5 protein-coding genes are annotated in these 17,515 nt (G+C 35.5%); all 5 read right to left on the bottom strand.

The features are described from left to right. Window positions 1-189 precede the first annotated feature (189 nt). On the bottom strand, window positions 190-4,572 hold the full coding sequence (locus QSV08_RS00840) for a Calx-beta domain-containing protein (RefSeq protein WP_324025736.1): 4,383 nt from the start codon (window positions 4,570-4,572) through the stop codon (window positions 190-192). Window positions 4,573-4,977: 405 nt separating this feature from the next. Then, window positions 4,978-10,545, bottom strand: coding sequence for a hypothetical protein (locus QSV08_RS00835; RefSeq protein ID WP_324025735.1), 5,568 nt, complete (start codon window positions 10,543-10,545; stop codon window positions 4,978-4,980). Between the two features lie 281 nt (window positions 10,546-10,826). Beyond that, complete coding sequence (locus tag QSV08_RS00830) at window positions 10,827-12,767, bottom strand: OmpA family protein (protein ID WP_324025734.1); 1,941 nt, start codon at window positions 12,765-12,767, stop codon at window positions 10,827-10,829. Between the two features lie 15 nt (window positions 12,768-12,782). Beyond that, a complete protein-coding gene (locus QSV08_RS00825; protein WP_324025733.1) occupies window positions 12,783-13,736 on the bottom strand; it encodes a type IX secretion system membrane protein PorP/SprF in 954 nt (317 codons plus the stop codon). Between the two features lie 13 nt (window positions 13,737-13,749). Further along, window positions 13,750-17,319 (bottom strand): Ig-like domain-containing protein, encoded by a 3,570-nt coding sequence (locus QSV08_RS00820; RefSeq protein WP_324025732.1) that lies wholly within the window; start codon window positions 17,317-17,319, stop codon window positions 13,750-13,752. Window positions 17,320-17,515: the final 196 nt, after the last annotated feature.

Genomic DNA, 17,515 nt, shown 5'->3' with positions numbered 1-17,515 from the left:
CCAATAAGGGGGAATTATTTAGCATGATTTCTTATTATAAAAATCCGCTGTTTTTAGAAGGCTAGGAAATTAATGTTGCCAATGAAGACAAGGGTAAGGTTAACTAGTCAAAAAATGTGGTTTAATCTTTAAACCTCAATAAAACACAGAGCTAACAAGCTTTTTTTGTAGGAATTATCTGTATTAATTTTAATTACTTTTTATACGATACGTAATATTTCTATTGGTAATTACCGTATAAGTCTTAATTACAACTTCTGGTGAGAACTCTGAAGTTGAATTTGACCTTGTTCCTGTAGTGGTTATTAAATCTCCTACAGCAGTACCTGATGGTAAAGGGAATACGAACTTATATTTATTTGTATTATCAGTATTTCCATCATCGTCAAGATATAATGATGATGTTGCATCTTGATCATCTGAACTACCTTCTATCGCTTTACCTATAAAAATTTGACCTTCACCATAATCTTGAGTTAATCCAAATTGATTATCACCTAAAACAGCTGTGCCTTCGTTTATATCAGTAAAAAATACCTCAACGGTTGACCCTGATGAAGTCCACCCGGTTACGACTAGATTGGTTCCAGAAATAAAAGCAGAGTTAATAACAGGGAAATTTTCTAAATTATTAGGACCTGAATCTGAATCTGAAGTATCATTTAATGTTACACCGTCCATATCTAAATCTATACCTAAACTTGGCGTTACTGTACCATTTGCGTAAATAGAATTTTGACTTATAGTATTTGAAGTTCCTGAAAGTACCGCAATACCTTCACTACCATTTGAAAATATTCTATTTTGATTAATTAGTGCACCGTTACCATTTAATTTTATTGCCATTCCATCATAACTTATGGTGCAATTACCTCCATTTTGTCCAGAAGTAGATATACTATTATTTGTGACTACTACATCATTTACATTATTAATTTCAATACCTGAAGAAGCTGAGTTTTCAATTAAATTATTTTGTACAATAATGGTACTGCCATCTTCAATTAAAATATTATCAGAGCAAGCGGTATCTCCATTATTTTCAAGATGATTAAGTTCAATGTTACTTCTTGTGCCTCCATCAATATAAATACCCGCAACAGTGTTAGATGCTATATAATTAGATGCTATTGTAGCTTCACCACCAGTTTGTTCTACACCGTAATCAATATTACCAGAAGTGGTACCTAGAGCATTTACACCTATTAAATTGTTGGTTACGCTTGCTGTTCCTCCTAAGACCTGAATACCTGCATTACTATTAGAATAAACCGAAATATTTCTAACGGTAACATTATCTCCATTTAATTTAAAAACGTCGCCATTTGTTCTATTTACTTGTATTTCTGGTCTGTCATAATTTGTCAATGCAGTATTTGAAACACCTACACCTGTGCCTCCAGCCCCAACAGTACCAGTGTTTGTATCTCCAGAGAATGCTGTTTGTGTTCTTCCATCAATAATAGTATTTGTACCAATTACTGTAGATAAAGTCGTAGAATTACTTACAATAAAATCGAAATATCCACCAGCATTATAATTTACATCTGCTGTTCTACCAAAACTATCACTTGTTGGTGGTATCATGAAAATAGAGACATCTTCTTCCACTGCTGGGTCAAATATTGAATTAGCCTCTATATCAAGACCTGTTTCTCCTAATGTATTACTGTTCAAAATAAATTGCTCAAGAGAGCCTTGACCAAATTCGTTTGTATTTACAATAGTATTAAAATTGAATCCGAAATCTATATTGGCTACACCACTACTAGCTATACTTACCAATGATAAACTTTGTGAATCGTCAAAGACTCCAAGAGCAGAATCTGAAATTGCTGATGGATCAGTACCTCCTATTTCAGTTAAAACCTCAATAGTATTTGTAACATCGCCATACGTTCTAAAAGTTTGTACAGGAACGCAGGTAGTACAGTTTATACCGTTGGCCCTAGTTGATCTAACAGTAGAGTTTACCAATTTTACATAGTAATTGCCATCTGCCATACCACCAAAACTATAATCCCCACTTACTTTTGAGTTCGTTCTTCTTACGAAAGTACCATCGCTTTCGTATAATTCAACAATAGCACTAGATATACCAACGCCATTGGCATTTGTCATATTTCTACCTTGCCCACCACCGTAGTTGACATCTTCAAAAACAGTACCTGCAATTAAGTTCGATGGCACTTTTAATACTACCGCTGCAGAAATTAAGAAATCTTGCCCTACATCTACATTTGCTGTTACCTGGGAATCTCCAGGGGATATATAGGTAGAAATATCATATGTATCTAAATCTACACCATATGTTGTATTTACATTATAATCTGGTGTTGTAGTATTATCATACATAGTAGAATTATAGGCATTATTTCCTGTTTGACCACCATCTCCCGATAATACAAAAGGTGGTTGATTTGCCTGATTTGTAATAGATAATCTTTCTCCATTAGGGTTGGTTGTTCCAGAACTGTTACCATCTAAGGTTGAATCTCCTTCCCATGATAAAAATGATGCTTTTGCACCAGCACCGGCAATGGCATAAAAACCATCCAATGTAAATGAATTTCCGTCATTACTTAAACCATCAAAACCTTGATACAGGTTAATGTTTACAGCAGGAAGGTTAGGATCTTCGTAGAAAACGAACAATGTCCAACCTCCTAATACAGTTGCCGATGAGCAATACGTATTTGAGTTATCTATAGACAACCCTGAAAAATCAAAAACATTGGTGGATGGATCTGCTACACCTGCCACTATATCTGTAACATCACTTACATAACCATAGAAATTTCTATTGGTAAGTGTTGTTTGGTATTGATAATTAGCATTTACCGTTTGCCCTTCAAAAGTAACTGCACCATCAACTACTGTACTTGAATGCGCCCAGTATAAATATGCTTTTTTAATAGTACCTGTATTTGGTATAGGTGCAATCAACGTATTTGATGACGATGTTGTTATTGAACATGCATCTGTGTTGTTATCATTTGTTCTTAATGATCCACCTGTTGTAGAATAGTCATAATAACCATCAAATTCTTGAAATAAAGTTAATGGGTCATTTGCTAAAATTTGCGAGTTAATATAACCATCTGCAGTGTCGCTATAATCTACAGAAGCATATTGGGCTGTAGCGTCTGAAAAACCAACGGTAAAATACTCCACTAATTCAGGTACACCATCATCTACAATAGGTACTGAAAAAGTTTGAACATTGCCCACCTCACCTGTAAAAGTAAGTGTACCGTTTACTGATATATAATCACTACCATTACTAGCTGTACCATCGCTTACCATATAATTTACGGTAAACGGTGTTTCAATAAAACCAAAAAACCAGCTGTATCCATGACGATCACGTACGTGGGTTACAGTAAAAATTGCACTACCAGAATCTTCATCTACATAAACATCTTCTACAACAATTTTTGGTCCTGGTGGTGAACAACTAACAGTTGCTTGCCAACCATTACCTGTAGTATTATTATTGGATGTAAATCTAAAAGTTAGACAACCATTAGCATTCGTCGCAAAAATTTGGGTAGGTATATTGTCATTATCATATTGCCCTAATAAAGTAGCACCGGTATTATTACCATCATACACATAAAGAATATCTCCGGGTATAACGTCGAACTGATCAAAACTTACCTGCGTGTAATTATTAGCCGTATCTGGACAGATAGTATACACTTTATCTTCATTATCAGAATAATTACTTATACCTCCAGAATCTAAAAATATGTCATCACAAGTTGTTGCAGAGCCTCCATCTGTTATAATTAAAGCATCATTGGCTAAAATTGTACCAATCGCCGTATCTGTAATATCTATATTAGAATCTGAAGTTGACGTAAATGAAAATTGAAATGTTTCATCGCCTTCAAATATAGTATCATCTGTAATAAAAATAGTTATGGTTTCGGTATCAAAAATGGTACCGTCAAAATTTAAAGTTCCACTTGATGCCGTATAATCTTGACCCGCAATCGCAGATATATTCGAAGTTGTATAATTTACACTATAAGGTCCGCTTGCCGCACTACCACCGTGCCTTACGGTAAATGTTGCAGTTCCAGCATTTTCATTAACGGTAACATCATCTACTAGTACTTCTGACCCAAAAGTGGCACTAAACTGTACATTATCTATATAAATGGCATCATTTGTTTGCCAACTAGTATCACCACGATAAAATATAATTGCAGGATTTGATGCTATTTGCGCAGCGGTTAAATTATAGGTTAATGAACCTGTTCCACTATTAATTCTTTGAACAAAACCCCATTGGTTGCTGTCGGCATTATAAATATATACATCGATTGCCTCACCCCCTGCAGAATTGGCATCATAATCTAAAGTTAAGGTTGCAGATGAAGCCCCTGCCAAAGGAACAAATCTATAAATGTATCTATTATCTATATCTCTAAAACGTAACTGACCACCAGTAATTTGTATACGACCACCCCAGGCATTACCGTCATCTCCAATTTCAATCCAATCAGAACTAAAATTTTGTGTCCCTTCATTACTACCGTAAAAAGTACTGGTAAATGTATCCAAGTAAGTTTCTTGGGCATAGAAACTTGTGGCACACAATAGAACTAATAAATAACAAAAATGTCTTAATCTCATAATCAAATTAATGGGGGCATTGAAATGCAAAAACAATCTATAATGCATATCATCTGTAAAAATAACTAGGAGTTGAGGTCATCCCTAAAATTTGTTGTGAAGTAAGGCTATTAGCAAGTGTACGCCTAAAATACTGCTGTTAAGCCTTTTAAAATTACTGTTTAAATTGCTTTTTATGCTTGCATTTAATCTATTAGACACCTAAAAATATGATACTAACAGCGACTTGATTAAATAGTAATCACTTTAAACGCACTTGAGTTTTAGGTAATCTAAAAAGGTGATACTACACTTGTAAATAGTGTCAAAAAATTATTAAACTAGAACTAAAGATCAATTCAATTTTACACGATACGTTATTCTTTTGTTGGTAATCACAGATTTAACTTGAACCGTTAGCAAAGCTGCATTTGAGATTTGAGCATCACAAGAGGTAGCAGCATTTGAAGCTAAGATTCTATATTGATAATTATTTTGAGTTAAGTCTACCCCAATAACATTTAAGGTTTCTGTTTGAGTACCTGTATAATTAGGTCCATTAGAAATATCATTAAATGTAACCCCGCCATCTATGCTTACTTGCCATTGAAAAGTGTCTGCATTAGTCGTATTCACGCTAAAAACAGCATTGTTATTTACAAAAACAAACTGTGTTACTGGTTGTATATCAATGGTAGATTCTGGGATATCAGAAATAATATGCTCCCCTAAATCTACCGGACATTGGTTATTACCCCACCTCGCCCATAAATGATATGTACCAGAGGCTAAATTAGAATATGTAACAGAGCCGCTATTATCTGGAACTGATGATTGATAAGAAACCTGATTATCCAAACTAAACTCTATCGAAGATCTATTTGAATTATCAGGAAAAGCAAAGTTAATTTCACCATTAGTTAAATTACAACTAGACGCTGTAATATTAACGGTAGGATTTGGTGAAGGATATACTTTTACTTGTACATCATCTGACATAGTACAACCATTAGGCAATGTTGCGGTAACCGTATATATTAAATTAGTTGTAATTGTAAGATCTGCTCCTGAATATGTAAAAATTGGTTGTGCTGCGCCTATATTGTCTAAATAAGCTGTCTCAACGGCCGTTGCACCTGACCATGTATAACTATAATTTGGATTTGATGTTTCACCTATTTGAATAGCATCTGATACTTCGCAAACTGTTACGTTCGATCCCGCTAAACCTGAAAGAACTGTAGGAGGAATCATTTCTGTTTCTGATGTAGTACAAGCACATGAGTTATCTAATGATTCAATTACAATTAAAATATTACAAACCCTATTTGGTGACGTAGTAAAGTCAATAGCACCATTAACAGTACTAGTCGCTGGAACCTGAACTGTCATAGTTTCAGTACCTATTAAAATATCTCCAGCGGAGAAAACCCCGTTAGCATCAGCGTCATAATATGCTGAAACAATAGTACCAGTAGGCATTGTTGTACCGGAAGTATTTTCAATGGAAAAATTAGCAGTGATATTCTGATCATTACCACTGACTGTAGCAACTGTAGATGTTGAACTTATAACCAAATTAGATTTTTCTACGGAAATAGTTTCATCGGTCTGCGCTGTAACACTTTGAACTACCGGACAACTTGGTCCACCTGAACCTGAACAATCAATACTTTGTTCTATTCGCGTAGCTACATTTAAATCATAATTTTGACAACTAACATCTTCAGGTGAAACAACTTCAATTTCAAAATCGAAGGCAATAAGAGATGTGACCCCAACTCCATCAGGGATTTGCCATTTTAATACACGAGTTCCCGCTACTGCATCGGTTGATACCGTGGGCTCTGCGGAAGGACCGTTAGTGCCAGCTACATACGAACCTGATACGTAATTAAATGCATCGTCAATTGTAGCAACAATAAATTCTATATCCCCATCACTTTCAATACCCTGGTTGGTTATTTCTACTGAAATACCTTCAGTATCATTACAAGCTTGAACAGCATTATCGTTTGAAATGACCGAAATGTCATAATCAATATTAGAAGGTACCTGAGTGACATTTACTGGGTTGGTCTTAATTTCACTTTGTCCATCATTAGGATCAATGGGTTGTTGACAACCAGACTCTGCATTTATTTGCGTGATTATCTTACTGCCAGATACATAATCGCAAGTAAACGCTAATTCAAAATTCACATTAAATTCATTAGGCTCTGGAACAGATACACCTGGTAGACCATTAGCACCACTAATAGGACTACCAACAATTGCAGAAATATCTATTGAATATGTATTTGTACCCGCATTAAATATTATTAGACCTGAACCTATTGCATAATCTACTGCGTTATAAGTCAAAACCCCTGAAGTATTATCGAGTACCATGCCTACAGGTAATTTTATATCGGCAGCCAAGGCATAAGCAAAACCGTTGGCAGCATTATTCACGTCTATTGAATAAGGTACAACATCGCAAAAATCATAAGTTGCCGGAGGTACGCCAAGAGCGGTAGTTACATTTATAGAAGGATTTTGAGTACTTAACGAAAGTTGAATCACTTCTTCTTTACAGATATAATTACTACCAGAACTCCCTAAAGGGTATCCCGTATCGGGGTCAATAGGATACTGACTACAATTTTGACCTACTCGAATATCAAAACTATCTGTACCGCAAACAGTGAAATCGTCTGACCGAATTTCTAATTGTTTACCAGCACTAGAAATGTCTCCCACTTGCGCCCAATATTTTCCAGTACCATAGCCGATAAGAGGGATCTCTGTTGTATTATCCCAAAGGGTTGGTACAATGTTATTATTTGTAATCTCTATGGCAATCCACGTGTTTTGTAGAGAAGCCCCGCCCGATGTCGTATTATTAATATCAACCACCCATGCTGCATTTTGCGTATTTGTAGAAATTGTAGGTGTAGGTGAACTTACGGTATAACTTAGGGGCAAATACTGTGTATTTCTCACGTTGGTCAATCTTTGCATATTGATAGACCTACCTGGTATGCTTACATTTCTAAAAATTTCAAACTCAGTACTTGGCAAAACAATAATACCCAATCTTTCACCAGAAAAAGACCAATCTTCAATTGTACAATTTGCAACAACATTAAAATTAACATCTTTAATTGCGTAACTAGCAGAAGCTTTTTCTTTTGACCAAGAGCCATCATTCGTCCATCTGTACCTATGAAACCCAGGTTCTGCATTATAAGTTATAACAGGGTCTGTAATGTCATGTATAAACTCTCCATAACCTCTATAACTTGAAGTACCAGGTACATAATCTACGCCTACCGGAACTAGAATATCTACTACTTTAGGTATAGCAAAATTTCGAAATTCATTAGGAAAAAGATCTCCTAAAATCGAATAGGTTGCATGATGAAACCGTATTCCCATTCCAAATTCATTACAACCATCAATGGTTAAACTTTGTTGAACCACTTGTGTGGTCGGCACATCTTTATAAGCTAAGATTCCAAATTCTTCCGTAAGAAAATTACAAGTATGTTCAGTTGAATTAGCCGTAGAAGTTACAGGAGATGAAACCAAAATTCCGGTCATTGGCATATACCTAGTATAAGATATAGAACTATTTTCAGAAACTTTTAAATCTACATCAATGATGTATTTATCACCAAGTCCTGGTATAATTGCTGAAAAATCGCCACCTAATATATCTACTGAATGATTACTTTTCCCACCATTATTCTGAATATAAGAATACTGACCTAAATTATTTGATATTGTTGATGACCCTCCACCATTTGGAAGGTATTCTACTTGTATTGCTTTTATACCTCCATCCGATTGTGTACCAAACCAATTATTAGTATCATATTCAAGAAGTGCTTTAGCAGAAGAAAGATTTGTTTCATTCACATCAATCTCAACATGCCATCTAACCATATCCCCTTCCAGAACATGATCTAAGCGAAGACCGGGCGTGTTTATTGAAATAGGCGTGGTCTCGCTCATATCAGTATACCCCAACGTAGTACGATCAAGTGAAAAGTTAGATACGCAAACCGATGGTCCACCACTTGGGCAAGTAACTGTAAACGTAGGACCGTCTTCACAAATGTGAATAGGTTCATATGTGGAATCACCTTTTAAATGATATTCGTAAGATATGCCTCCAGCAAAACTACCCGAACAGGTTGGATCAACCATTAATGGAACCTGAGGATTTCTACTAATTAAATAACCATACGTAGGTGCTGAATTAGAGGAATATATAGCAAGACCAGTACCTGAATCGAAACTTAGTAAGTTAAAAGGCTCTGAACCCCATAATCCATTACCATTAGGTATAATACCTGGGGGCAAGGTATAGTGAACTTCCCAATGCATACCAGGAATACTGGTTGTCGTTGGTGTTTGACTACTTGAAGTACTTATATAAAAATCAAAAGTATCTCCAGGACCAAAATTAGCACTTCCGCTAGATGAATTAATATTAGTTGCTATCGATTGCGTATTATAAAAACTCCAAGGTCGCCAAGTATTCAATCCATTATTCGGCACATTTAAACTTGTTGCATTACCACATTGATCTGTGTATTCATAAGCCCAACGTACCATCGAATAACCTGCATTCATGCGATCACAAGCGGTGTCATTATTTGAATCTAATAAATAATTATATGCTAACTCCGCCTCTAAAATCAATGAATTACCAACTGGCAGATCATCAAAAAAACCATCACCGTCTAAATCTTCTAAACCTACTCCTGCCCCATCAGGATCTGTTGTCAATTGAAAATCTGCAAAACTACCTTCTGCTCCCTGATTGGGAAAAGATTTTCCATCTACATTGAAATTAGACCAAGTATAAATATTATAATCCGTCGGAATATAGGTCGCACCTCCATTACTAAAACCTAAATCAAGCGTAAGGTTATAGATGTCACCAGCACCTGTACCATCATTCCGCAATAAAAATTCAGCGGTATCGGTAGTGGACAATCCTGGCCAGGCTCTTTTGACTACTCTAGTATATAAATCTGGTGCTCCAGAAGCCAAGGCTATCCCTGAGGTAGAGGTATTACCTGTTTCGCAAGAATCAGCACCTGTAATACAACCACCATAGGCTGATTGGTATGTAATTGTTTCTCCTGCACCAGATGGGCAATTGAGAAGTTTAGCCTTTACAGTTATTGAAATATTCTCATTTTCTTCAAAGCGAGAATCATTATCCCCTATAGCCGAAATCTCTCCAGCATTTAATTCTAAAGTATCTGTGACCATATCCCCTACCGATATACCTTGAGAAAAATTTCCCGTACCATCATATGTGATAGAAATATTGTCAGAATGTTCAATATAAGCCAGAACATTATTACTGTAGGCATTAGAATTTACTGGGGAGTTACCAATTGTAAAGGTAAACTCTTGAGTTTCATTAATTCTTAATGAACCCGACAGAGGTATAATAGCATTATCGACTTCTAAAGAAGAATACAACACTGATGGATAATCAACAGTAGTTGAAATAGAAGAGTTACTGACAAGTGTATGTTCAATTTCAGGATCGACCATTGCCGAACACCCTGTCTGAACTGTGTATGATATATCTATAAAACTTATAGAACCAATTAGCGGCGTACTAACAGTAAATACCGGTTTATTAGGATTAGATGAATCTACAATAACCCCTGCTAAAGGTGAAGTAAGCCCTAAAAATTCAGATTGACTAGGCAACTGAACACTCACTTGTTCATTGCCAGAGGTAGTGCCATATAACCTAAAACTAAATGTTGACGCATCACCACAAGCGATAACCTCAGTTGGAAGATCAGTTGATGGGTTGACAACAATATTCTGAGCTCTTAGATTTAGCGTACAGAAAAAAAGTACTGATACTAAAACGTAAAAGAATTTTACTGGGTTATACAACATGCTATAGACCTTCAAATAACTAAGCTTATTCGCCAACAGATTTTATTGACGCTATTCCTAGGTAAATATATTTAGACTTAAGTTGTTATGAGAAAAAGTGTTGTGTAGCGCCTAATATTAGATGTAACTACTGTTCTTTTCATTGTAAGTAGATATCTAAATATGCCCCAAACACGTGTAAACATAATACCTGATCGATTAAATGCAAATCAAAGCAAACAAGTATAAACAGAAAAGGCAGCTATAGATATAGCTGCCTTTTCTGTAGTATATATAAAAATTTATTCTAAAATTATAAATTCTGATCTTCTATTAATATCGTGTTTAGCTGCCGAACATTTAACACCATCTGAACATTCATTTAGCAATTTAGTCTCACCGAAACCTTCACTTACCAATCTGTCTTTCGATATGCCCTTTTTGATCATATAATTTACAGTTGACTCTGCTCTTTTTTGAGATAACCAAAGATTATAAGCTGCAGGACCTCGACTATCTGTATGAGAATTCACCTTTAATTTCAAACTTGGGTATTTCTCCATCGCTGCTATTACCTTTTCTATCTCTACTTCTGAAACTTTTTTAATGTCATATTTATCGAAATCAAAATATATCGTGCTTAATTGCAGAAGTTTCGCTAAATCATCGCCAAACCCAGCGGTGATATTATCTCTTTCAAGATAAAAATCAATAATTTTTGGTTTTCCATCAGATACGCCAATATACTCTTCAAAAGGCACATAACCCTCCATCAAGGCTCTTACAAAATTTCCTTTATTACAATCTAATTCCAAATCATAGTTTCCATCGGAATCTGTAATGGTAGCTAATACCTCTTCATTATTCTCGTCGATAACCTTAATAGTTGCTCCAACTAAAACTTCATTAGATATTTTATCTCTTACAGTACCATTAATTTTTTGAATACAATCAAATTCTAAAGGTCGTGTTTCTGTAAAACTATAAATATCATCATATCCCATACCGCCTTCACGATTTGAGGCAACATAACCAGTTCTTAACTCCTCATCGAAAATAAAAGTAAAATCATCACTATTACTATTTACAGGTTTTCCTATATTTAATACCTTACCTGAGAAATCTTGTCTTTTTATTTTAGTTGCAAAAACATCTAAACCACCTAAACCCGGATGCCCATCTGAAGAAAAATACAATACTTCATCGCTTGTAATATAAGGGAAAGTCTCTCTTGCTTCTGTATTTATATTTGAACCTAAATTTTGAGGTGTACCAAATGAACGATCTTCATTAATAGCAACCATAAATAAATCTGATTCTCCTAACGTGCCAGGCATGTCTGAAGCAAAGTATAATATCTTCTCATCAGGACTCAAAGCAGGGTTTGCAACAGAATAAGAATCACTATTAAAAGGTAACTCCTCAACCTCTCCCCAAATACCCTCATCGGTTAATACAGCCCTTAAAACCTTTAATCTTACAATACCTTTATCATCTTTTACGGTTTTCCTCTTTTCAGAGTTGTTTCGTGTAAAATACATTGTCTGACCATCTTTTGTAACTATAGATGTAGATTCATGATAGCGTGTATTTACATTTTCATCTAATTTTTTCACATGACCTACAGATGAACTATCTGCGTTTACTTCATATAGATCTAAAAAATCTTTTGCATTCCAAGTATGACGATATCTAGCAAAATTACCCGTATCTCTATCGGAAGAAAAGATTAATCCTTCTTTGTAGAATGAAGGTGCAAAATCTGAATAAGGTGAATTATACTCAAAAGGACCTAAATTATATCTAGCAGAATTTTGCTCTATTTCTGACATGAAATCACGGTCTTCATTAAATGCGTTAGCACGACCATCACTTTTCGTGATCTCTAAAAATTTATTCATTACACCCGTAGAAGCATCATAATCTCCCAAGGTTTTAAGCGACTGCGCATACTTAAAATAGTCTTCTGCAGTAACTTCCTCCGAATAATCTGAAACGAGTTGTTTGTAAGTTTCAGCGGCTTCTTTATAATCGGCATTATAATAGTATGAATTACCTAACTTTCTAAGTAAATCTGCAGATACATAACCCTTATCTAAGACCTTTTTATAAATATCTATTGCCGGACTAAAAGAATACGAATCGAAATTCTCATTTCCTTTTTGAATTAGTCGTTCTTGAGCTTCAGTTAATCCGTGAAAGAACATCAAGAATATTAAAATAAATTTAACTTTATGTTTCATATATAAGTTTGCCATTTAGAAAAAACGAGGTGAAACCAATCTTTGAAAAGATTTTACCAATTCATATCTCAAGAGAACTTCAAATGATCCGTCGTTAAATTGAGTACCTCCTAAATCTGTTGTTTCTCTATCGTATGCTAAACCAATCATTAATTGATCTGAAATTTGGAAGCCGGCCATTGCACTTACTGCTGCATCCCATCTATATGCTGCACCAAAAGTAAATTTCTCATTAAACATGAAGTTTGCAGAAAAATCAACCTGTAATGGTGCTCCACCAACCACTTTTGTAAGTAAAGCTGGTTTAAATTTTAAATTTCCATTTAAATCAAAAACGTACCCTGTTATTAAATAAAAATTAATTCTCTCTTTAGACAAAAACTGAACACTGTTAGCATCTCTTTGAGAGTTATCAAAATGTTCCGTTTGAAATAAATTCGGAGCTGAAAGTCCTGCATAAAAAGCATTGGAATGATAATAAAGACCCACACCCACATTTGGTGAGAATCTATTTTCAATATTATCAGAATCTACAGGTTCCGAATCAAAATTACGGAGCTGGTTAAAATCTAAATTTAACAAGTTACCCCCTGCTTTTAATCCAAAGGACAATTTACCCTCTGCCGATACATCTATTGTATAAGATATAACAGCATCGAAGTATGTTTCTTGAACAACGCCGTTTCCTATCTCATCATTTACAATCGATAAACCATAACCTAGCTTACTATTTCTAATAGGAGATTGTATATTTAGTGTTTGTGTTTTGGGCGCTCCTTCCAAACCGACCCATTGCGATCGATATAACCCTGTTATACTTAACTGACCTCTAGAGCCTGCATATGCAGGATTGACGCTCATTGTATTGAACATATACTGAGTATACTGCGCATCTTGCTGGGCATTGGCGCTACTAAACATTAGCAACAAACCTCCAAACAGGATTAAAAACTTATTTTTAATATTCATATTTTATAAACTATTATCTACTAATATAAAGATATTCACTATCTACTTTGCTTTCTCCTTCAAAGGTAGTATAATCAAATATATAGAAATATATTCCAGCTGGAAGATAATCATCAGTGCTTAACGTAGATCTACCTCTTGATCTACCATCAAATACATTATTTTGATTATTATAATTTTCACCTTCATAGACTGCAACACCCCATCTATTAAAAATCTTTAAAGTACTACTACGAATTTTATCTACACCTCTAATGAATAAGAACTCATTTCTACCATCACCATTTGGCGTTACCATTTGATTCACTTCGATAGGGTTGTCATCTGTTTCTGTAGGATTATTGTCTACAATTGTAATTTCTACCGTTGCCGTATCACAGTTTCCTTCCGTATCACATACAGTATACTCTATTACATCGGTTCCTTCAAAACCATCGTTCGGTGTATATGTAATCGTATCATCTGAAATATCATCGGGAGTTCCCCCATCATTGATTTCAACAGTACCATTTGATGGATCCGTTACAGTCAGCGTACCATCGCTAGGAATACCAAAATCATTATCTAAAATATCTATTTCGATTGGAGTATCTATCGGTGTAGATACAGAATCATCTACAACATCTAGAGCTACCGGTTCTCCTACAGTAATTGTAACAGTTGCCGTATCACAGTTTCCTTCCGCATCACATACAATATACTCTATTACATCGGTTCCTTCAAAACCATCGTTCGGTGTATATGTAATCGTATCATCTGAAATATCATCAGGAGTTCCTCCATCATTGATTTCAACGGTTCCATTTGATGGATCTGTTACAGTTAACGTACCATCGCTAGGAATACCAAAATCATTATCTAAAATATCTATTTCGATTGGAGTATCTATCGGTGTAGATACAGAATCATCTACAACATCTAGAGCTACCGGTTCTCCTACAGTAATTGTAACAGTTGCCGTATCACAGTTTCCTTCCGCATCACATACAATATACTCTATTACATCGGTTCCTTCAAAACCATCGTTCGGTGTATATGTAATCGTATCATCTGAAATATCATCAGGAGTTCCTCCATCATTGATTTCAACGGTTCCATTTGATGGATCTGTTACAGTTAACGTACCATCGCTAGGGATACCAAAATCGTTATCTAAAATATCTATTTCGATTGGAGTATCTATCGGTGTAGATACAGAATCGTCTACAACATCTAGAGCTACCGGTTCTCCTACAGTAATTGTAACAGTTGCCGTATCACAGTTTCCTTCCGCATCACATACAGTATACTCTATTACATCGGTTCCTTCAAAACCATCGTTCGGTGTATATGTAATGGTATCATCTGAAATATCATCGGGAGTTCCTCCATCATTAATTTCAACAGTACCATTTGATGGATCCGTTACAGTCAGCGTACCATCGGCAGGAATACCAAAATCATTATCTAAAATATCTATTTCTACTGGAGAATCGATAGGTGTTGCTACAGAATCGTCTACGACATCTAAAGTAACTGGAGTACCACTATCTGGATCTAAATAATCAGGAGTACCATCATTATCACTATCGTCGTTGGTAGGGTCACCATCGTTGTTCGCATCCTCGTCAGGTGTATTAATTCCATCACCGTCATCGTCCAAATCCCTATAGTTTACATCGTCTGTACCATCGGTATCAGGTAGATCGTTAGCTGGGTCGTTGATCTCATCGTTGACATCGAAACCGTCGTTTACATCTGAACCTTCATAACCATCGTCCAAACCATCACCATCAGTATCGACACCTGTATAGCTTTGATCAGGGATTCCATCAAAGTTAAAATCATTGCCTTCGTTGTTATCAGGAACAGAATCATTATCACTGTCCAAATCAATATAATCTTCATTATCCGTTCCATCTGTATTTACAGGTGTAAGTCCATCTGGATAAGCACTATTTACACCATCGTTAGATGCATATGTTGCAGCATCGTCATCGTTAGGTGCTATATAACCATCAGTAGTCTGTGCCTCAACATTATCTGGAATTCCATCGTTATCACTATCGATATCCAAATGGTTAGGTATTCCATCATCATCGCTATCCAATGGATTAGTTAACGGATTGTTGTCACCATCTAAATTAGGATCCTCAACACTATCCAATATACCATCGTTGTCATCATCAAGATCAGCACTATCGGCTACTCCATCGCCATCAGTATCTGGACCAGGATTACTGTCTGGGTCTAAATAATCAGGAGTACCATCATTATCACTATCGTCGTTGGTAGGGTCACCATCGTTGTTCGCATCCTCGTCAGGTGTATTAATTCCATCACCGTCATCGTCCAAATCCCTATAGTTTACATCGTCTGTACCATCGGTATCAGGTAGATCGTTAGCTGGGTCGTTGATCTCATCGTTGACATCGAAACCGTCGTTTACATCTGAACCTTCATAACCATCGTCCAAACCATCACCATCAGTATCGACACCTGTATAGCTTTGATCAGGGATTCCATCAAAATTAAAATCATTGCCTTCGTTGTTATCAGGTACAGAATCGTTATCACTATCTAAATCAAGATAGTCTACATTATCGGCATCATCCGTATTAACAGGTGTAAGACCATCTGGATAAGCACTGTTAACACCATCGTTAGATGCATATGTTGCAGCATCGTCCTCGTTAGGCGCTATATAACCATCAGTAGTCTGTGCCTCTACATTATCTGGAATTCCGTCATTGTCACTATCGATATCCAAATGGTTAGGTATTCCATCATCATCGCTATCCAATGGATTAGTTAACGGATTGTTGTCACCATCTAAATTAGGATCCTCAACACTATCCAATATACCATCGTTGTCATCATCAAGATCAGTACTGTCAGGAACTCCGTCCCCGTCGGTATCAAGATTAGTTTGACATACCAAAGGTTTTAAACTTAAAAAAACAGCACTATGAAAAGGAGAAGTTGTATAAAACTCAATATGATTAGCAACTGAATTAGACTCCCATGTAAACCTTTCATGTTCATCAATAATATGACTTGTATTATTTTGAATATAATAATTATCACTCTCAATATTAGAAGTTAAACCACTTGCTAAAACAGCAGTAGTGAAATCATAATCCACACCATCCAAAGAAACTATTCCATCTCTACTATTTGAAGCAGTTAGCTCTGAATGCTTAGCTTCAATGTAAACCGGGACTGACCCTGATATTGTAAAAGTGGTATTTAACCCATCACGAACCATAAGTAATCCTGAATTAAAAGTACTACCTCCAGTCATAGAGACAATAACACTTCCAATGGGTAATCCCCACTTGTGACTTACATCTACATTATTTGCAACCAAACTACCATCATAAATACCGTAAACGATGCCTAAGTCTTCAGCACGAATCTCCTTCGAGCCAAGTTCATTGCAAGTTTCTGTTAAAACTGTATAATCAATAGTATCTCCATTTATCTTTTCAGCCTTAAAGCCAAATAAATTCAGTGTAAATAAAAATGATACAAGACAAATGTTAAACAATTTAGATTTATTCAACAAAAATCCATTAGATTTTAAAAAAGTAATTTTACCCATAAGTGTTAGTGTTTTACTAATCACCATGGCATTCGGTAGGGATTTTTTAATATTGGCTTGTAAGAAAGTGGGGCAATCTTATTAAACGTTGCTAAGATAAATCATAATTGAATCAACTCAAATTATTTTTCGATTAACCAAGGAATTAAATAGGTGATCGACAGAAAAAGCAGTCTTTTTAATTAAGAATATTTAA

This window comes from Maribacter sp. BPC-D8 (assembly GCF_035207705.1).
In the GTDB taxonomy this organism is placed as follows: domain Bacteria; phylum Bacteroidota; class Bacteroidia; order Flavobacteriales; family Flavobacteriaceae; genus Maribacter.
This window is presented reverse-complemented; position numbering and strand designations above follow the sequence as displayed.

What these genes read in the sequence shown, in the direction of transcription:
- QSV08_RS00835 (WP_324025735.1), bottom strand. Translation starts at nt 10,545, where the DNA reads ATGTTGTATAACCCAGTAAAATTCTTTTACGTTTTAGTATCAGTACTT.
- QSV08_RS00830 (WP_324025734.1), bottom strand. Translation starts at nt 12,767, where the DNA reads ATGAAACATAAAGTTAAATTTATTTTAATATTCTTGATGTTCTTTCAC.
- QSV08_RS00825 (WP_324025733.1), bottom strand. Translation starts at nt 13,736, where the DNA reads ATGAATATTAAAAATAAGTTTTTAATCCTGTTTGGAGGTTTGTTGCTA.
- QSV08_RS00820 (WP_324025732.1), bottom strand. Translation starts at nt 17,319, where the DNA reads ATGGGTAAAATTACTTTTTTAAAATCTAATGGATTTTTGTTGAATAAA.